This window comes from Streptomyces sp. NPDC002490, from assembly GCF_040296045.1.
GTDB lineage: Bacteria > Actinomycetota > Actinomycetes > Streptomycetales > Streptomycetaceae > Streptomyces.
This window is the reverse complement of record NZ_JBEOWM010000045.1, coordinates 34,223-53,296: the sequence shown is the minus strand read 5'-3', so window position 1 is coordinate 53,296 and position 19,074 is coordinate 34,223. Positions and strand designations below refer to the sequence as shown.

Annotated in this window: 13 protein-coding genes; 9 read left to right on the top strand and 4 right to left on the bottom strand. The window is 74.7% G+C overall.

All coding sequences use genetic code 11. The annotated features are described in order from the left end of the window. The coding region (locus ABT092_RS24705; protein ID WP_351247450.1) for an MFS transporter at positions 1 to 1,189 on the bottom strand (1,189 nt) is incomplete at its 3' end. Positions 1,190 to 1,646: 457 nt separating this feature from the next. Here ABT092_RS24705 and ABT092_RS24700 point away from each other — a divergent pair. From ABT092_RS24700 to ABT092_RS24690, 3 genes are read left to right on the top strand one after another with little or no spacing between them, the layout of a single operon-like run. Further along, positions 1,647 to 3,224 (top strand): tryptophan halogenase family protein, encoded by a 1,578-nt coding sequence (locus ABT092_RS24700; RefSeq protein WP_351247446.1) that lies wholly within the window; start codon positions 1,647 to 1,649, stop codon positions 3,222 to 3,224. A 24-nt stretch (positions 3,225 to 3,248) separates the two neighbouring features. Further along, positions 3,249 to 3,659, top strand: coding sequence for a hypothetical protein (locus ABT092_RS24695; protein ID WP_351247444.1), 411 nt, complete (start codon positions 3,249 to 3,251; stop codon positions 3,657 to 3,659). After that, complete coding sequence (locus tag ABT092_RS24690; RefSeq protein WP_351247442.1) at positions 3,659 to 4,189, top strand: flavin reductase family protein; 531 nt, start codon at positions 3,659 to 3,661, stop codon at positions 4,187 to 4,189. Before ABT092_RS24695 ends, ABT092_RS24690 begins: the two co-directional genes overlap by 1 nt. Positions 4,190 to 4,195: 6 nt before the next feature. On the opposite strand, the gene ABT092_RS24685 is transcribed toward ABT092_RS24690, so the two are convergent. Continuing rightward, on the bottom strand, positions 4,196 to 5,041 hold the full coding sequence (locus tag ABT092_RS24685; RefSeq protein ID WP_351247440.1) for an alpha/beta hydrolase: 846 nt from the start codon (positions 5,039 to 5,041) through the stop codon (positions 4,196 to 4,198). 338 nt (positions 5,042 to 5,379) lie between these two features. Between ABT092_RS24685 and ABT092_RS24680 the strand changes: the two genes are divergently transcribed. Genes ABT092_RS24680 through ABT092_RS24670 form a run of 3 tightly spaced genes read left to right on the top strand, consistent with a single transcriptional unit; the run spans position 5,380 to position 9,931 of the window. Next, positions 5,380 to 6,927: a flavin monoamine oxidase family protein gene (locus tag ABT092_RS24680; RefSeq protein ID WP_351247438.1), complete on the top strand. Its 1,548-nt coding sequence runs from the start codon at positions 5,380 to 5,382 to the stop codon at positions 6,925 to 6,927. Continuing rightward, a complete protein-coding gene (locus ABT092_RS24675) occupies positions 6,924 to 8,618 on the top strand; it encodes an FAD-dependent monooxygenase (protein WP_351247436.1) in 1,695 nt (564 codons plus the stop codon). The genes ABT092_RS24680 and ABT092_RS24675 overlap by 4 nt, the downstream gene beginning before the upstream one ends. Continuing rightward, on the top strand, positions 8,615 to 9,931 hold the full coding sequence (locus ABT092_RS24670; RefSeq protein ID WP_351247434.1) for a cytochrome P450: 1,317 nt from the start codon (positions 8,615 to 8,617) through the stop codon (positions 9,929 to 9,931). The genes ABT092_RS24675 and ABT092_RS24670 overlap by 4 nt, the downstream gene beginning before the upstream one ends. Here the strand turns inward: ABT092_RS24670 and ABT092_RS24665 are convergent. Continuing rightward, the gene (locus tag ABT092_RS24665) at positions 9,870 to 11,534 is read right to left on the bottom strand and encodes an FAD-dependent monooxygenase (protein ID WP_351247432.1); all 1,665 of its coding nucleotides are present in this window, start codon (positions 11,532 to 11,534) and stop codon (positions 9,870 to 9,872) included. The two genes, ABT092_RS24670 and ABT092_RS24665, sit on opposite strands and share 62 nt — an antisense overlap. Positions 11,535 to 11,871: 337 nt before the next feature. On the opposite strand from ABT092_RS24665, the gene ABT092_RS24660 reads away from it, so the two are divergent. From ABT092_RS24660 to ABT092_RS24650, 3 genes are read left to right on the top strand one after another with little or no spacing between them, the layout of a single operon-like run. Beyond that, positions 11,872 to 12,600: a class I SAM-dependent methyltransferase gene (locus ABT092_RS24660; RefSeq protein ID WP_351247430.1), complete on the top strand. Its 729-nt coding sequence runs from the start codon at positions 11,872 to 11,874 to the stop codon at positions 12,598 to 12,600. Continuing rightward, the gene (locus ABT092_RS24655; RefSeq protein ID WP_351247428.1) at positions 12,597 to 13,910 is read left to right on the top strand and encodes an FAD-dependent oxidoreductase; all 1,314 of its coding nucleotides are present in this window, start codon (positions 12,597 to 12,599) and stop codon (positions 13,908 to 13,910) included. The genes ABT092_RS24660 and ABT092_RS24655 overlap by 4 nt, the downstream gene beginning before the upstream one ends. Further along, positions 13,907 to 14,926, top strand: coding sequence for a methyltransferase (locus ABT092_RS24650; protein WP_351247426.1), 1,020 nt, complete (start codon positions 13,907 to 13,909; stop codon positions 14,924 to 14,926). The genes ABT092_RS24655 and ABT092_RS24650 overlap by 4 nt, the downstream gene beginning before the upstream one ends. A 78-nt stretch (positions 14,927 to 15,004) precedes the next feature. On the opposite strand, the gene ABT092_RS24645 is transcribed toward ABT092_RS24650, so the two are convergent. After that, positions 15,005 to 17,974 (bottom strand): LuxR C-terminal-related transcriptional regulator, encoded by a 2,970-nt coding sequence (locus tag ABT092_RS24645; RefSeq protein WP_351247424.1) that lies wholly within the window; start codon positions 17,972 to 17,974, stop codon positions 15,005 to 15,007. Between the last annotated feature and the right edge of the window lie 1,100 nt (positions 17,975 to 19,074).

The window sequence follows — 19,074 nt, the reverse complement described above, 5'->3', positions numbered from 1 at the left end:
CGGCCCGCCGCCCCGTCTCGTTCAACTCGCGGAACTGGGGGGTCTCCGCCAAGGAGGAGCGCAACAACAGGCCCCCCGCCGCGAGCACCCCCGCCAGGTTGTACCCGACCGCCGCGCCCGTGCAGCGCACCCGCGGTGCGTACAGCTCGGGGAGATAGGAGGCGATCACCGCGAACACGGTGACGAACGCGATCAGCGCCACCAGGAACCCCAGGAACATCAGGACCGGTTCACCCGTGTCCAACAGGGCGACGAGCGGGAACATCCACACCACCGCGAGCGCGCTGCCCGCCAGGCACATCGGGCGCCGCCCCACCCGGTCGCTGAGCCAGGCCGCCACCGGGGTCAACGCCCCCTTGACGGCGACCGCCACCATCACGCACGCCAGCATCACCGTGGTACTCACCCCGATCCGCTCGGTGCCGTAGGCGAGGGCCCAGGTCGACACCGAGTAGAAGATCGCATAGCCCGCGGTCAGTGCACCCGCGGTGAGCAGCACCAGCCGCCAGTGGTCGCGCAGGACCTCGGCCACCGGCGCCGCGGCCCGCCGCCCCGTCTCGTTCAACTCGCGGAACTGGGGGGTCTCCGCCAAGGAGGAGCGCAACAACAGGCCCCCCGCCGCGAGCAGCCCCGCCGCCCAGAACGGCACCCGCCAGCCCCAGTCGTGGAACTGGGCCTCGGTCAGGGTGGCCGACAGCAGCAGCATCATGCCGTTGGCGAGGAGGAACCCGAGCGGCGGGCCCATCTGGGGGAAGCCGCCCCACAGCCCGCGCCGCCCGGCGGGAGCGTGCTCGGTGGCGAGCAGCACGGCGCCGCCCCACTCGCCGCCCAGGCCGATGCCCTGGAGGAACCGCAGGGCGACCAGCGACAGGGGCGCGGCGGCCCCGATGGCGTCGTACGTCGGCACGCACCCCACCGCGACGGTGGCCGCCCCGGTGAGCACCAGCGACCCGAACAGCACCGGGCGCCGCCCGTACCGGTCGCCGACGTGACCGAACAGCACCGAACCGAGCGGCCGGGCGAAGAAGCCCACGCCGAAGGTGGCGAACGCGGCCAGCGTGCCGGCCAGCGGGGAGAACGAGGGGAAGAACAACGGCCCCAGCACCAGCGCGGCGGCGGTGCCGTAGACGAAGAAGTCGTAGAACTCGATGGCGGTCCCCGCGAGCGAGGCGGTGGCGAGCCGCAGCATCGACGGGGCGCGGCCGGACGGGCGCGGCGCAGGGGTGGCAGGAGGCATACCGCACCAACGGCACGCGCCCCGCGCCGGTTACGCCTGCCGCGCCGTGCGGGCACGGTGCACGACGGGGCGCGGACGGTGCCGCACGCTCCGCCCCGTGCAACCCCCCGCCACCGCGACGGGGCGTGCGGTGCACGAGGGGGCCTGCCCGGTCCGCGACCGTTCCAGCCTGCGCGTGCACGGGGTTCGAGCCGTCCCGCCGGGCACCGGAGCCCCGCGGGGCGACGCCCGGACCTAGCCTTCCGAGCAAGCCGGGCCACCCGGCACCCGACCCACCGGTCCCACGGACCGCGGGCCGTGCCGCGCGGGCTCGGGGCCCACGGACGCCCCCCGCCCGCCCATGCACCTCGCCGTGCCGACCGTCAGCGCCCGCACGGGGCGCGGCCCACGTCCTCTCGGAGGTTTGCCCATGCTGGAGAGCATCGTTGTCGTCGGCGGAGGAACATCGGGGTGGATGACGGCGTCGTACCTCAGCGCCGCCTTCGGCGACCGGATATCCATCACGGTCGTGGAGTCCGACCGGGTCGCGACCATCGGCGTGGGCGAAGCGACCTTCAGCACCGTGCGGCACTTCTTCGCCTACCTGGGGCTGGACGAGCGGGACTGGATGCCGGCCTGCAACGCCACCTACAAACTGGGCATCAGGTTCGAGGACTGGCGAGCCCCCGGACACCACTTCTACCACCCGTTCGAACGGCAGCGGATCGTCGACGGGTTCACCCTCCCCGACTGGTGGCTGTCCCGGGCGGCCCGGACCGACGAGGGGTCCGGCGACCGGCCGGTCGGCCGCTTCGACGAGGAGTGCTTCCTCGTCGGCACCCTGTGCGACAACCACCGGTCCCCCCGCCACCTCGACGGCTCCCTCTTCGAAGGGGACCTCGGACGGCGCACCGACCCCTCGCCCGGCCGCAGCACCCTGGCCGAGCAGAACACCCAGTTCCCCTACGCCTACCACTTCGACGCCGCGCTGCTCGCCGGCTACCTGCGCGACCACGCCGTCGCCCGCGGGGTGCGCCACGTGGTGGACGACGTGCTGCACGTGGCCCAGGACGAGCGCGGCTGGATCACCCATCTGACCACCGGGTCCAGCGGGGACCTCAGCGGGGACCTCTTCGTCGACTGCACCGGCTTCCGGGGGCTGCTGATCAACCAGGCGCTCGGCGAGCCCTTCGAGTCCTACCAGCGCAACCTGCCCAACGACAGCGCCGTCGCACTGCGGGTCCCCGTCGACACCGAACGCCGCGGGCTGCGCCCCTGCACCACCGCCACCGCCCGGGCCGCGGGCTGGATCTGGACCATCCCCCTGTACGACCGGATCGGCACCGGCTACGTGTACGCGCGGGACTACAGCTCGCCCGAGGAGGCCGAACGCACCCTGCGCGCGTTCGTCGGCCCCGCCGCCGACGACCTGGAGGCCAACCACATCCGCATGCGCATCGGCCGCAGCCGCCGCTCCTGGGTCAACAACTGCGTCGCGGTGGGGCTGGCGAGCGGATTCGTCGAACCGCTGGAGTCCACCGGCATCTTCTTCATCCAGCACGGCGTGGAGCAACTGGTCAAGCACTTCCCCGACGCCCGCTGGCGGCCCGGGCTCCGCGACGCCTACAACCGCCTGGTCAACCGGTGCATGGACGGGGTGCGGGAGTTCCTGGTCCTGCACTACTACGCCGCCGCCCGCGCGGACAACGCGTACTGGAAGGACACCAAGACCCGGCCGATCCCCGACTCCCTCGCCGAGCGCGTCGAGCAGTGGCGCACCAAGCTGCCGCACGCGGAGTCCATCTACCCGCACTACCACGGGTTCGAGGCGTACTCGTATGTGTGCATGCTCCTGGGGCTGGGCGGGATACCGCTCTCCCCGTCGCCCGGCCTCGCCCTCCTCGACCCCACCGCGGCCCGACGGGAGTTCCGGCTGCTCGCCGCCCAGGCCGCGGAGCTGAAACGTTCGTTGCCCAGCCAGTACGCCTACTTCAACCAGTTCCACTGACCACGGCGCCGGCAGCCGTGCACCATGACGGAGCTGGTGGTCGCGGGTCTGCACCTGCTCGCCCTGCTGGGCCTCCTCGTCCTCGTCGCGCCGGTCGGACGGCGGGTCGCCGGACGGCTGCGACTGCCCCTGGCGATCGGGGAGATCCTGGTCAGCCTGTTGGTGGGGCCGGCGCTGCTCGCCCTCGCCGGCGGGCGGCGCTTCGGCCTCCTCCTCCCCGAGCACCTCGCCGACCCCCTCGCCACGGTCGGCGAGGTCGGCCCGGTCCTGTTCCGCGTCGGAGTCGTGCACCGTCCGGAGCACGGCTCGGCCGGCCGGTGGAACGCGACCACGGCCCGGGTGACGACCGGCACCGGCCCGACCGGACCGTTGCTCTCCACGATCGATGCGTGCGCGGCTCGCCGCGAGTCGCCCGCGCGCCAAGGCGGTGCGTAGTGAACCTGTCCGACCAGATCACCCCGACCCGGTTCCGGACCCTGATGGCTGGCTTCCCCAGCGGGGTCGCGATCCTCACCGTGGTGGACACCGCCTCCGGACGGCCGTGGGGGATGACCTGCTCCGCGGTGTGCGCGGTGTCGCTGAGTCCGCCGACCCTGTTGGTGTGCGTGCGGGTGGGCAGCCCCACCCTGGACACCATGCTGCGGGAGGGCACGTTCGCGGTGAACCTCCTGCACGACAGGGCCCGGTCGGCCGCCGAACTGTTCGCCTCCGGCGCCCCGCACCGGTTCGAACGGGTGCGCTGGGAGCACGCCGCCGACCGCGGCGGGCCCCACCTGGTCGAGGAGGCGCACACCGTCGCCGACTGCGCGGTCAGCGGTCGCCAGGTCGTCGGCAGCCACACGGTGGTCTTCGGCGAGGTGTACGGCATGCGTCAACACCGTTTCCCTCGACCCCTGTTGTACGGACTGCGCCGTTACGCCTCCTGGCCCCGCGACGCGGAGCCGCCCGGCGGGGGCGCCCCGTAGACGGGCTCACCGCTCGGCCGACCGCCCCGGGTCCGCCCCCAGGAGCCATTCCACCGCCGCCCGCGCCGCGGCGGTGGTCCGGGCCGAGCCCGTCGCCCCGGTCAGGTCCAACAGCCGGCGCGCGACGGAGAGGGCCTCGACGGCGGTCCGCGAGGAACGCAGCGGCACGCAGGAGGCCCCCGTCCCGTGCACCACCAGCGTCGGCGCGGTGATCGCACCGAGCACCCCGCGCGGCTGGAGCCAGAACACCTCGTTGAGCATCGCCCTGCCCAGGGTCAGCCCGGGGGAGTAGCGCACCCGCCCGTCGGCCACCAACTCCCGGCCGGACACCTCGTCCAGGTAGCCGTCGCGCCACGCCCCGGAACCGTCCACGAACCGTTCCTGGTAGTCGATCAGCGGGTCGAACAGCACCAACCGCTCGATCTCCGCGCCGCGCCGCGCCGCGTACCCGGCGGCCACCCCGCCGGTCAGCCCCGCGGCCAGCAGATGGATCCGGGTGGCCCCGATCCGTTCCCTCAGCAGCCGCGAACCCGCGCCGATCACGTTGAGGAGCCCCGACAGGCTCAGCTCGGCCTGACGCCCCTCGCTCACCCCGTGACCGGGCAGGTCGAAGCGCAGGCCCGTCACCCCCGCGGTCGCCAGGGCCTGCGCGACCTGTGCGTAGAGCCCGCCCTGCTCGCGGGTGGCGCCCTCGGCGTGCAGGAACAGCGCGGCGCGGGCGGTGTCGGGCGGGGAGACGACCGCGGGGGTCAGGGTGCCGGCGAGCCAGAGCCCGTCCGGGGTGCGCAGATGGGTGCGCACCCCCGCCGCGGGGGGCGCGTCCGGTCCGACCTGATCTGAGGGCTCCGCCATCGCACACTCCGTGGGGCTGGGGGGAACGGGGGAGTCAGCCTGCCCCGACCCCGTGCCCACCGGGCCCGAGCCCGTGCGAATCCGCTGGCTCGCGGGGTGTGGAGCCCCGCCCCGCACGGACACCGGCGCGCGCGGCTACCACAAACCGTCAAGGCCCGTGCCGGCAGGGGGATGTGGGTGGTGCCCACGCCCTCGCACGATAAACGGCGGGGTCGATGCCCACGACGGCACCCGGCCGGCGGTCCGCCGACCGCCTCCCGAGCGCCCGGGCCGGCCCACCGCGCCGCTCCCCAGGGAGCTCGTCGGCAACCGTCCCCCCTCCCTCCCTAAGGAGCACGGTGCGCAGGACACGCCCGGCGGCCACGGGCCGCGACCCCGCCGTTCCGTCCCCCCCACCCGATCCGTCCGCCCGCCGCCCCAAGCGGATCACCGTGCTCGGAGCCGGCGTCGCCGGACTCGCCGCCGCGCACGAACTCGAACGCCTCGGCCACCGCGTGCAGGTGCTCGAAGCCCGGCTGCGCCCCGGAGGCCGGGTCCGCACCCACGGCTTCGCCACCGGCGGCCCGCTCGTCGAACTGGGAGCCATGCGCATCCCCGCGGCCCACCACCTCACCCTGCAGTGGATCGACCGGCTGCGCCTGAGCGACCGGGTGCGGCAGTTCCGGCCCCTCTTCTCCGACGACGCCAGCTACCTGGAGACCCCCGCCGGCCACGTCCGGGTCCGGGACGCCTCGCCCGTCCTGGTGGAACAGTTCCGCCGCAGCCTGCCCGCCGGTCACCCCTACCGCCCGGAGACCGTGCTCTGCGCGGCCTGGCTCGCCGCGAGCGTCGACGCCGTCGCCCCCGGCACCTTCGGCCGCGCCCTGCTCTCCGGGCTCCACCACGAACTCCTCGACCTCCTCGCCGTCCTCGACGTGCGCCCCTACCTGGTGGACGGCCCCGTCCAACGCATCGACCTCAACCGGTTCTTCGCCCACCACCAGGGGTTCGCCGCGAACGGCCGGTTCCGCTACTTCTTCGACGACGTCGTCACCGAGACCTCCTCGGCGCTGTTCCGCCTCGACGGCGGCATGGACCAGATACCCCGGCGGCTGGCCCGCCGCCTCAAGGGCCCGGTGCGGTGGGGACAGCGGGTGCTGGGCGTGCACGTACGACCCGACGCGGTCCTCGTCGACGTGCGGCACGGACTCTCGACCCGTCGACTGGCCTGCGACCACGTCCTGTGCACCCTGCCGTTCTCGGTGCTGCGCCGGATGCCCCTCACCGGTGTCGAACCCGCCAAGACCGCCGTCGTCAACGACATGCAGTACTGGCCGGCCACCAAGGTCGCGCTGCACTGTCGCGAAGCGTTCTGGGAACGCGACGGGATCAGCGGCGGCGGCTCCTTCACCGGCGGACTGACCCGGCAGACCTACTACCCGCCGGTGGAGAACGATCCCCGGCTCGGCGCCGCCCTCCTCGCCAGCTACACCATCGGACCCGACGCGGACGCCCTGAGCGAGGTCCCCCGGGACAAGCTCGTCGCCACGGTCCTCGGCGAACTGAGCACCATGCACCCCGAACTCGCCCAACCCGGCATGGTCATCGACGCCGAGACCCAGATCTGGGGCGAGGACCCGTCCAGCCGGGGCGCCGCCTCCGTGCGCTGGAGCAAGGAGCCGGCCACCGCGGAGGAGGAACGCGCCCTGGCCGCCCACCCCCAGGGCGCCCTGTTCTTCGCCGGGGAGCACTGCTCGACGACCCCCGCATGGATCGAGGGCGCCCTGGAGTCGGGGCTGGCCGCCGCCCGCCAGATCCACGCCCACACCGCACCCCGCCGGGTGACGGCGCCCGGCCACCGCCCGCCCGCCGAGGCCGCCGCACACGCCACCAGGGAGGACCGTTGAACGCTGCGCCGGACGCAGGAACCCGACCCCCCGGCCGGGTCCGCGACACCGACGTGCTCATCGTCGGAGGAGGCCCCACCGGGCTCGCCACCGCCCTCGAACTGCGCTCGCGCGGCGTCGACTTCGTCCTCGCCGAAGCCGGCGACGGCACCGTCACCCACCCCAAGGTCAGCAGCATCGGCCCGCGCTCCATGGAGTTCTTCCGCCGCTGGGGCGTCGCCGACCGCATCCGCCGCTCGGGATGGCCCGGCGACCACAGCCTGGACGCCGTCTGGGTGACCCGGGTCGGCGGCCACGAACTGTTCCGACTGCCCCGCCACACCATGGACACCCGCCCCCCGTTCCGGCACACCCCCGAACCCGACGCCATCTGCCCCCAGCACTGGCTCGGTCCGCTGCTGCGCGCCGAACTCGGGACCGGCCCGGACGGGCCCGTGCACCTGCGGACCCGGGTGGACCGGGTCGCGGTGGACGGCGACGCGGTGCGCGCCGAACTCACCGACCAGACCACCGGCCGGTCCACCCCGGTGCACGCCCGCTACCTCATCGCCTGCGACGGCACCTCCTCGCCGATCCGCAAGCAGTGCGACATCCCGGCCCCCGCCCGCTACCGCACCCGGGTCTTCCGCAACATCCTCTTCCGCGCCCCCCGGCTGCGCGCCGAACTCGGCGCCCGCAACGCCAACTTCTACTACCTGCTGATGTCCTCCGCCCTGCGCTTCCCGCTCCGCGCCCTCGACGGCGCCGGCCTCTACCGACTCACGGTCGGCCTCCAGGGCCACCCCGACTCGCTCGTCGACGCGGACGTCCTCGTCCGCCGGGCACTCGCCCCCGACACCCCCGTCGAGGTGCTGTCGGACAACACCTGGCACCTGGTGCACCGGGTCGCCGACACCTTCCGCGCCGGACCGGTCTTCCTCGTCGGCGACTCCGCCCACACCCTCTCCCCGTCCGGCGGCTTCGGCATGAACACCGGCATCTGCGGCGCCGCCGACCTGGGCTGGAAACTCGCCGCCGCCCTGGACGGCTGGGCCGGACCCGGGCTGCTGGACAGCTACACCGCCGAGCGGCGGCCCGTCGCCCTCGAAGGACTGGAGGAGGCCAACCGCAACTTCGCCCGGGCGATGGGCCGCGAGGTCCCCGCCGCGCTCAACGACGACACCCCCGAGGGCGAGCGGCTGCGACGGACGATCAGCACGGCACTCGCCCGCGGGGGAGTGGGCCGGGAGTTCGACGCCCCGGAGATCCACCTCGGCTTCCGCTACGCCGACTCCCCGATCGTGGTCCCCGACCCCACCGCCCCCGACGACACCGGCCCCGACCGACGCCCGGGCACCCGGCCCGGCTCCCGCGCCCCGCACGTCTGGCTGGCCCCGGGCAGATCGACCCTGGACCTGTTCGGCAACGGCTTCGTCCTGCTGGCCGGCGGTCCGTCGCCCCGCATCGACGGCTTCGCCCGCGCCTTCGCCGACCGTGGCGCCCCGTTCACCGTCCACCGCTACGAGTCCCCCGACCTCGCCGACAGCTACGAACGGCCCTTCGTCCTGGTCCGCCCGGACGGACACGTGGCCTGGCGCGGCGAGGCACCGCCGGGTGACCCCGCCACCGTGGTCGCCCGGGTCACCGGCGCCCACCACCCGGCCGCACCCGACCGGCCCGGGCCGCCCGGCCACCCCCGAGGACGCCCATGAACCGCACCGGCGCCACGCTCCCCCCGTTCGGCCTCACCGGATGGTCCGCCGACCGGCTCGTCGACCCCTACCCGGTGTACCACCGCTACCGCGCCGCCTCCCCCGTCCACCCGGTGCCCGACCCCACCGCCCCCGACGCGCCCCCCACCCACTACGTGCTCGGCCACGCCGAGGTCGTCAGGGTCCTCGGCGACCCCGCCTACGGGCGCAGCGCCCACCGGGCCCGGGGCACCGACCCGGCCCCGGACGGACGCTCCGCGCTGCGCGACCTCGTGGAGAACTGGCTGGTCTTCCTCGACCCGCCCCGCCACACCCGGCTGCGGTCCGTGGTGAACCGGGAGTTCACCCCCGCCGTCGTCACCGACCTGCGGGAACGCATCCGCACCATCGCCACCGACCTGCTCCGCGACCTGACCGCCACCGCCCGCCGCGAAGGGGTGGTGGACCTCGTCGAGGAGTTCGCCGCCCCCTTCCCGATCCTGGTGATCTCCGCCCTCCTCGGCGTGCCGTCCGAGGACTGGCCCTGGCTGCGGGACCGGGCCGTCGACGTCCAACAGGCCAGCAGCAGCCGGGCGGCGCACGACCCCGCCGCGCCCCGCCGCGCCGACGCCGCCGCCCGTGAACTCACCGCCTACTTCCTCGACCTCGCCGCCCGCCGCCGCACGGACCCCGGCCCGGACCTGGTGTCCCTGCTCGTCACCGCCCGGCCCGCAGGCAGGTCCTTGAACGACACGGAGACCGTCGCGACCTGCGTGCACCTCATGACGGCCGGCCACGAGACCACCACCAACACCCTCGCCAAATCCGTCCTCGCCCTCGCCGCGCGCCCCGAGTCCTGGGCGGCGCTGCGGCGCACCCCCCGCATCCCGCCGTCCGCGGTGGACGAACTCGTCCGCTTCGACCCGCCCGTGCAGGCGGTCACCCGCTGGGCCTACCGGGACCTGACCCTCGGCGGCCATCCGGTGCCGCGCGGCAGCAAGGTCGTCGCCCTGCTCGGCGCCGCCAACCGGGACCCCGCCCGCTTCCCCGAACCGGACGCGCTCCGACTCGACCGGCGGGGCCGCCACGTCAGCTTCGGCCTCGGCATCCACTACTGCCTGGGCGCCGCGCTCGCCCGGACCGAGATCGAGATCGGGCTCGGACTGCTGCTCGCCGCCCTCGACGGCCTCGGCGGACCGCGTCCGTCCGGCACCCTCGCCGTCGACGAGGTCGCCTACCCCTACGACCTCGTCTTCCACGGCCCCTCCCGACTCACCCTGCGTCTGGATCCCGCTGCGACGCCGGGACCAGCACCCGGTCCAGATGGGCGGTGAGCCGCCCCACCGGATCGGCGTCCGGTAGGTCGACCACCACGGCCACGTGCCCGTCCGGCCGCACCACCACCCACCGCGCCCCCCGCACCTGGTACGCCCGCCGGGCTGCCGCCTCCCGCGGCGGCACCTCGTGGACGGTCACCAGCCCGGGATAGCGGTCGTCCAAGGCCTCCGCCACCGCACCGACGCCCGCCGCGGTACCGGACGCCCCCGGGAAGCAGAGCACGTGGTAGCCGGCGCCGTGGGTCAGGTCCAACACGCTGCGCGCGCCCCCCGGGCCTTCGCCGCCGGCGCCCCCCAGCGGGGCGTGCGGGGCCCGGTCCCCGGGCCGCAGCCGGCCCGCGACCCGCGGGCCGCCCGCCACCGCACGGCTGCCCCGGTAGGTGATCCACAGCTGCGAGAAGACGTGGAAGAACAACCGCCGCACCGGCGCCAATCGGCTGACCGCGCCGATGACCCGGGTCACCAGATGGGTCCGCATCCACACCGCCGCCGCACTGTTGCCCGTCTCCGCCCGGAACCCCAGGTCCGTCCGCTTCAGCACGGTGCGCGCGACCGGCCGCCGCTCCGCGTCGTAGGTGTCCACCAACCACGCCGGAGCCCGTCCGTGCGTCACCTCCGCCAGCTTCCAGGCCAGGTTGACCGCGTCCCCGATGCCCAGGTTGAGGCCCTGGCCCCCGGCCGGATTGTGGATGTGCGCCGCGTCCCCGATCAGGAAGCAACTCCCCGAGTCGAACCGCGACGCGATCCGGCTGTGGAACCGGAACATCGACGCCCACACGACCTCCCGCAACTCCGCGTCCACCCGGAAGAAGTCCGCGAACCACCGGTGCAGCACCTCCGGCTCCAGCGGGGCGTACGCCTCGTGCGACACCGCGGCGGGTTCGTCCCCGTGGTGGATCCACGGCGGCACCACGCCGAACAGCCGGCACCTGCCGCTCGCCAGCGGCAGGATGCCGACGAAACCGCCCCGCGTCAGGTTCAACCGCATCCCCCGCACCCCGAGGTCCACGTCCAGGGTGACATCGGCGAGCATGCCGCTCTGCTGGTAGGTGCGCCCCCCGAAGTCCAGCCCCAACAGGTGCCGCACGGTGCTGCTCGCCCCGTCCGCGCCGATCAACCAGCGCGCCGTCACCTCGCCGGCCGCCGCACCCCGCCGCGTCCGCACCCGCACGCCCCGCCCGGAGTCGTCGAGGCCGTCCACCGCCGTGTCCCAGTCGACGGCCACCCCGTGCTCGGCCAGCGCGTCCACCAGCAGCCGCTCCGTCTCGAACTGCTCCAACGCCAGCGCGTACGGGAAGCGGGTCCACGCCGCCGTGCCCTCGCCCGCGAGCGGCATCCGCCCGGCCGGCCGCCCCCGTTCGTGGATCGCCACCTCGGCGATCGGCAGCCCCCGGGCCACCGCCTGCTCCGCCACCCCCAACCGGTCCAGCAGCTCCAACGTCCGAGCGTGCACGATCGCGGCCCGTGCCTCCTCGACCGGACCGGACCCCCGGTCCACGATCCGTACCCGTACCCCCTGCTGCGCCAGGGCCAGGGCGGCGGTCAGCCCGCTCGGTCCCGCCCCGACGACGAGGACGTCGCAGTCGTGTGCGTCGTGCATGTGACCCCTCAGCGTGGACTCGGACATCGGGCCCGGACTGGGCCCACGGGCCCGAGTCTGACCCTCGCCCACCCCCCTCCGCATCGCGCGCCGCGCGCGCGGACTGACGGTTGTTGCGGCGGGGCGGCCCCCCACGGCCCCGCGGTGGAGGGGGTGGCGCGCGCGCCGGGACGCGCCACCCCGCGCGAGTGCGCGGTATCCGGCGTGTCACCTCCCCTTCCGCTTCCGGCCGCCCTGCCCGGCCGGTACGTTCGGGCCCTCCCCCCACACCCCCGCGGCCCCCGACCGGCCGCGCCGGGGGAAGCCGCCGACCCCGCCGCACCCCGAGGACGTGTCGATGACCCCTGCCGCCCAGGAGACCACCGGGCCCAGCCGCCCCGAGCCGTACTTCGACGACCTCGCCGACCTGTACGAACGGTTCACCCAGGTCCGTGACGCGGCCACCAGCCCGGTCCGCTCCTGGCTGGTGGAACGGCTGCCCGAGGGACGGCGGGCCCTGGACGTCGGCTGCGGCAGCGGCAACAACTGCCTGCTGCTCGCCGAACGGTACGACGAGGTGGTCGGCGTCGACATCTCCCGCCGGATGCTCGACCTCGCCGCCGCCAAACCGAGCCGCGTCCCGGTCAGCTACCAGCACCGCAGCGCCCTGGAACTCTCCCCGGCCGTCGACGGCACCTTCGACCTGGTGCTGTCCGTCAACTCCGTCTTCCACCTGGGCCCCGCCGCGACGGTGCTGCCGCGGCTGCGGGACCTGGTCGCCTCCGGCGGACGGCTCGTGGTCATCGACGTCACCCAACCCGAGGAGGCGCACGCCGCCCGCCCCGGCGAGCAGTGCGCCTACGCCTTCGACACCGCCCGCACCCTGTACGAGGTGTCGGGCGACGCGGACGCCGCCGCCGACTCGCTGCGGATGATGCTGCACCCGCGCTGGCTGGAGATGAGCGCGGCCCACACGCCCCTGACCCACACCGGGTTCGAGGACGCCTACCGCGCCCACCTGCCCGGCGTGACCTTCACCCGGGACCTCATCCCCACCATGAGCGCCGCCGTGTGGAACGCCCCGTGAGCCCTGCGCCGACGCCGTCCCCGGACGCCGGGTGCGCGGTCGAGCCCGTGCGCACCACCGTCTGCGTGGTCGGCGGCGGGCCCGCCGGCGCGATGCTCGGCCTGCTGCTCGCCCGCGCCGGAATCGAAACGGTGGTCCTGGAGCGGCACCACGACTTCCACCGCGACTTCCGCGGGGACACCGTGCACCCCGCGACCCTCCAACTCCTGGACGAACTCGACCTCATCGACCGGTTCCACGCCCTGCCGCACCAGAAGGTCACCACCATCGGCGTCGTCCAGGACGGCCGCCGCACCGACATCGCCGACTTCACCCGGCTCCGGGTGGCCTACCCGTACATGGCCTTCGTCCCCCAGTGGGACTTCCTCGACCTGATCACCGCCGAGGGACGCCGCCACCCCGCCCACCGGCTGCTGATGGGCACCGCCGCCCACGGCGTGCTGCGCTCCGCGGACGGCCGGGTACGGGGGGTGCGCGCCCGCGGCCGGGCCGGTGACCTCGAAGTCCACTGCACCCTGGTGGTCGCCGCGGACGGCCGGCACTCCACGCTCCGCGAGGAGGTGGGAGCCCGCCCCCGACTGCTGGGCCGCTCGCTGGACGTCGCCTTCTTCCGGATCTCCCGCCGGCCGACCGACCCCGACGAAGGCATCTGCGTGCGGGTCGGCCCGGGCCGGATCTTCGGGGCCACCGACCGCGGGCACTACTGGCAGATGTCCTACGAGACGACCCGCGGCGGCCTCGACGCCGTGCGGCGCGCCGGGCTGGACGCCTTCCGCGCCGACCTCGCCGCACTGGTGCCCTTCCTCGCCGACCGGGTGCACGAACTGCGCTCCCTGGACGAACTCAGCGTCCTCAAGGCCCGCATCGACCGGCTGGACCGCTGGCACCGGCCCGGCCTGCTGTTCATCGGGGACGCCGCGCACGCGATGTCCCCGGTCGCCGGCTTCGGCGTCAACCTGGCCGTGCAGGACGCCGTCGCCACCGCCAACGCACTCACCGCCCCGCTCCTGCACGCCCAGCGCACCGGTGCCCGGTTCGACGACGCGCTCCTGGCCGCGGTGCGCCGCCGCCGGCTGCTCGCCACGGTCCTGTCCCAGGGCTTGCAACGCGGCACCCAACGCTTCGGCATCGACACCACGGTGAAGAAGGGCCGACAACCCCCCGCCCCCCGACTGTTCGCCCGGTGCGGACCCGCCCAACTGCTGATGAGCCGGATCATCGGCCTCGGGTTCCGCCCCGAGCACGTGCGCACCGCGCCCCCGCGACCGCCCCGCCCCCGCGGGAGCGACCCGGAGAAGGGACGACCATGACCGCACCCGCCCCCCGCCCCTCGGCCGACGAACGCATGATGTCCCTGATCACCGGGTACTGGCGGACCCAGATCGTGCGCACCGTCGCCGAGCTGTCGGTCCCCGACCACCTGGCCCAGGGACCCCTGACCGCCGCCGAGTTGGCCCGGCGGGTCGACGCCGACCCCGACGGACTGGCCCGGCTGCTGCGGGCCTGCGCGGCCCTCGACCTGGTCGAGGTCGACGCGCGCCGCCGCTACCGCTCCACCCCGCTCCTCGACACCCTGCGCGCCGACGCCCCGCGGTCCCTGCGGACGATCGCCCTGGTGCACGGCGCCCCAGGCCACTGGCAGCCCTGGAGCCGCTTCCCCGAGGCGGTGCGGACCGGCACCCCGCAGACGCGGGAGGCACTCGGCCGGGACATCTGGGCGCACTTCCAGGCCCACCCCGAGGAGGGGGAGCGGTTCGCCGCCTCGATGGGCGAACTGACCGCCGGACTGTCCGAGGAGGTCGCCACCCTCCTCGACACCCGCGGGGTGCAGACGGCGGTGGACGTCGGAGGGGCGAACGGGGAACTCCTGCACGCCGTGCTGCGCGCCGACCCACGGGTGCGCGGCACGGTGGTCGAACTCCCCGCGGTGGCGGAGACCGCGCGGGCGGCGGCGCGGGCGGCCGGGTTGGCCGACCGGGTCACCGTGCTCGCCGGGTCCTTCTTCGACCCCCTGCCCCGAGCCGACCTCTTCCTGCTGAAGGCCGTCCTGCACAACTGGGACGACGCCTCCTGCACCACCCTGCTGGGCCGCTGCCGGGAGGCCCTCGCCCCCGGCGGGCGGGTGGTCGTGGTCGAGATGCCGCTGGGTCCGCCCGGGGAGTCCGGGTTCGCCCCTCTGCTGGACCTCGACATGCTCGCGGTGCTGCCGGGGCGCGAACGCGAACTGGGCGAGTACGACGCCCTGTTCGAGGCCGCCGGGCTCCGTCGCACCCGGGTCACCCCGACCCGGTCGCCGCAGAGCCTCATCGAGGCGGTGGCCCGCTAGGACACCCGGTGCCGGGACGGGGCACCCCCGGCACCGGGTTCGGGCGGCGGGCGCCGCGGCCGGCGCCCGCCGCCTCGCTCAGGGCCCGTCGAAGGGCGCCCGGTCCCGCTGGGCGACGGGGGCGCACACGATCCGGGTGAGGTCCACCCGCGACTGGATCGACAGCTTCCGGTAGATCTGCCGCAGGTGGAAGCTCACCGTGTGGGGGGAGATGAACAACTCCCCGGCGACCTGACGGTTCGTCAGTCCACGGGCCACCAGGTGCGCCACCTTCTCCTCGGCCCCGGTGAGGCTGTCCCAACCGGTCTGCGGCCGGGCGACCAGGTTCCAGTGCCGTCGTCGGACCCCGAGCCGGCGGAGCCGTCTGCGCACCCGGGCGGAGTCCCGCTTGGCGCCCAGGGCGTCGTACCGGGCCATCGCCCGGTTGAACGCGCCGATCGCGCCGTCCCGGTCCTCGGGGCCCAGCAGCACGCCCATGTCCTCGGTCGCCGAAGCGGCTCCCCACGGGTCGGCGTAGTGCTCCGCGGCACGGGACAACAACGCCCCGTTCCCGTCCAACAGCGCCCGCCCGTGGTCGGCCGCGGCCGCGACCGCCGGGTGCCCGGGGGCCGCCGCGGCGATCTCCTCGGCGCACTCCACCATGCGGACCGCGAACTCCCGGTCGCCCGCCGCCAGCGCGGTGCGCACGCACCAGGCCGTGGCCGTGGGGTCCTCCACCGTCAACTGCCGTCGCGGACCCACGTGGAGACGGGCCTCCCGCAGCACCTCCAGCGCCTGTTCGGCCCCCCTCCGCGCGGCCGTCACCTGGGCTGTGAGCAGACACCGCAGCGCCCACCACGGACGGGGCGGCGCCTCGGGGTCGACCGGGCCGGCCGACGGGTCCCAGGGTTCGCCCCGGTCCCACTGGGCCTGCCGTTCCAAGGCTTCGGCGAGGTCGCCGCGGCGCAAGGCCACGGCGACCAGCACCGCCCGCAGGTGGGGCTCGCACAGGGGCATCCGGGCCTCGGCCGCCGCCGTGAGCCCCGTCGCGGCGTGGGCCTCCGCGTCGGCGAGTTCGCCCCGGGCGAAGCACATCCAGGCGCGCAGGGCGTGCTGGACCGGGTCCAACACCCCGTTGGACCGGGTGTCGATGCTGCGGCGGATGGTGTCGACGGCTACGGCGGCCTCGTCGAGTCTGCGCATCTTGATCAGGAGCCACGCCCGGTTCCACAGGGCGTTGCCCTGCCAGATGCCACCGCCCGCCTCGGGCGGCACCTCGGTCCGCTCCAGCAGGGCGAGGGACTCGTCCAGACGGCCCCGTGACCACAGGGCCGTGGCCCGGATGGTGCGGGCCGCCGCCCGCTCGTCCTCCTGGTGGTCCTCCTCGGCGCGCAGGACCTCGTCGGCCGCGGCCAGCGCGGCCCGCTCGTCGGTGTGGGACAGCACCGTCAGGCGCAACAGCAGGGGGGAGGGGCCGTCCGGTCCCGGCGCGGCGGTCGGCGGCGGGCCCTGCGGCGCGGGGTTGCGCAGCAGACGGGGAACGGCGGACGCGTCCCCGCGCAGCAGCAGGGCCGTGGCCAACCAGGCCCGCAGCGGCCAGGTGCGGGGGTCCGTGTGCGCGCAGTCCGGCGACGGACCGAGCGGGGCTTCGCCGGCCCGTTGGTGCACGGCCAGCACCCGTTCGGCGACCTCGACGGCCCGGTGGAGCGTGCCGGAGCGCACCAGCGCGGCGGTCGCCGTCGTCGCCAGCGCCAGATAGGCGGGCTGCGCGGGGCGGGTGATGTCGAGTCCGCGCAGCGCCAGGGCGGAGGCGGCCTGCGGGGCAAGGGGCAACAGCCGTTCCGCCGCCGCCTGGATGGTGGCGATGGCCTGGGCGTCGTCGGCGTGCGCGCAGTGCACGAGGTGCACCGCCGCGGCGGTGCCGTCCCCGAGCCGGTCGAGGATCATGTTGGCCGCCTGCCGGTGCAGCAACGAGCGCATCAGCGGGGGGACGGTCCCGAGCACCGCGTACCAGATCGCCTCGCGGTGGAAGGCGAACTCTTCGGGACCGCTGGTGAGGATGCCCGCGGCCAAGGACTCCTGGAGCGGGCCCAGCAGTTGGACGGGACGCTCGTCGGCCATGTCCGCCAGATCGCGGGGCAGGAAGGACGGCCCGAGCACCGCCGCCACCTGGAGCAGCCGCTGGGTCCCCGGTGCGAGCCGGTCCAGGCGGTCCCGCATCAGTCGCTGGAACGTCGCGGGCAGATGGGCGCCCGGATCGGCGGCGACGGCCGAGGTGAACCCGCTCGCCAGGGGTTCGGCCACCAGGCTCACGGTGTCCCCGCCGATCCGCAGGCACCGTTCCTCCGCCAGCCCGCGCACCAACTCCACGACGGCCTGCGGGCTGCCGCCGAGGCTCTCGCCCAAGGCGCGGACGTCGTCGCTGGGCCGGGCGCCGAGCAGATCGCCCATCAGATCGGCGACCGAGACGTCGTCGAGCGGGGCGAGCGGGGTGAGCCACTGCGCACGATGGGTGGTGAGGTTGCGCAGCAACAGCCCGTTCGCCGACCGGGCGTCCTCCGTGCGCATGCTGAGCAGCCACCGCACCGGAACGGTCACGAGTTTGAGGGCGAGCCCGCACAGGGTGCGCAGTTGCACCGGGTCGGCCCACTGGGCGTCGTCCACCACGACCAGCACCGGTCCGCGCCGCAGTCCGGCGTCGATCTGCGCCTGGATCTGCACCGGGCCGGTGGGCCGCACCGGGCGCGGCACCCGGGTGGTCACCGCCCGCCCGGTGGCCAGGAGCGTCGACGGGGTCTCGTCGCCGCGCCACGCGCCGGTGGTGGAGCAGTCGAGCACGGTGTAGCCGAGCGCCTCGGCGAGGGTGCCGGACTCCTGGAGCAGCCTGGTCTTACCGCTGCCGGCGGGTGACTCCAGCAGGGTGATCCCGCCCTGCCGGCCCTCCGCGGTGGTGAGCAGGGCCGCGCGTATCTGCTCCAGGTGGCCGTCGCGCCCCCGGAGCGGCCGGACGACGATCCGGGGGAGCGGAACGGCGGGATCGTCCGGTTTTTCGAGCGTCTTCGCGTTCATGGTCTCTCCTGCGCAGAGGGGTGGTGGTCGCGTGCGGCCCCCTCGGGCCGTCGGACGTCGGGGACCGGCGGCGTTCCGTGGTCCGTGCCGTGCGGGCGTCGGGCGGCGGCGTCGGCGCCGCGCGACGGGGCGGAAGCGGTGTCGGACCGGCGGCCGTTGCTTCCGCCGCTCTCCGTGCCGCTCGGCGCGGCACCGGTATGCGTCGGAAAAGGAGAGCGGGCGGAGGAATGCCTTGAAGGGATTCGTCGGAAAAAGGGGACTGAGTGGAGCGCGTACATTCTTCGCTGGTGGATGCAGTGATCTCAGCATACGCAGGGGGCAAGGTCGTCGGGAAGGGTGACTCCGCCCGCCCCAGTTGCGTCCGGACGACAATGCGGAGGTCGCATCCGAACTGAATGACGGGCATGATCGGGACGTTTCGGCGGGGGAGTCTCACCTGAATGTGCGAGAGGGGCGGGTGGGCTTCACTTCGTGAATGGGTTCTATGGCGCGTTTTGCCCTGGTGTTCCCTGAGGGGCGAGCGGGTTCCACGGGCCCCGCACGCGCCCACGAGGTGCCCGTGCCGCAGTCCCCTCGACGCCCACGGAGGCCCGGCCGCCCCGGGAAGGGGGTGCGCCCCGCGTGAATTCCCAGGCACTTCACCCTCCCCGTGCGTCAACGCTCCGGGGGGCGTCGCCCCCGCGCCCCCTGATGCGCCCCTTTTCCGCCCGCTCCGCGAAATCGTCGCCCCGCATGGAGAGCAAAAATTCATGCGCGGAATTCACCACCCTCCACGGGGAATCGGAAAGGGCGTGTGCGCGTCGTGGCCGATGGAGTTCCGTCCGGAATCGCAGACCTTCCGGGGTGGAGAACACCCCGGAGGAGCACCCGTATCGCCGCGGCGGAACAAGGGCGGAGCGGGCTGCGGAGCGACCGGCGGGGAAGTCGATTCCGTCCCCACCGGGAACGCCCGACGCGCCCCCACCGCCGCGACCGGAACCGAACCGCCCGGACGGCGGCCCCGACCCGCCGAATCGTCCGAACGTCCGGAGGACGTACGGGTGTCGGCCGCTCCGCGCACCGCAGGGGAGGGGCGGCCGACCTTACGGGTGAACGGGTTT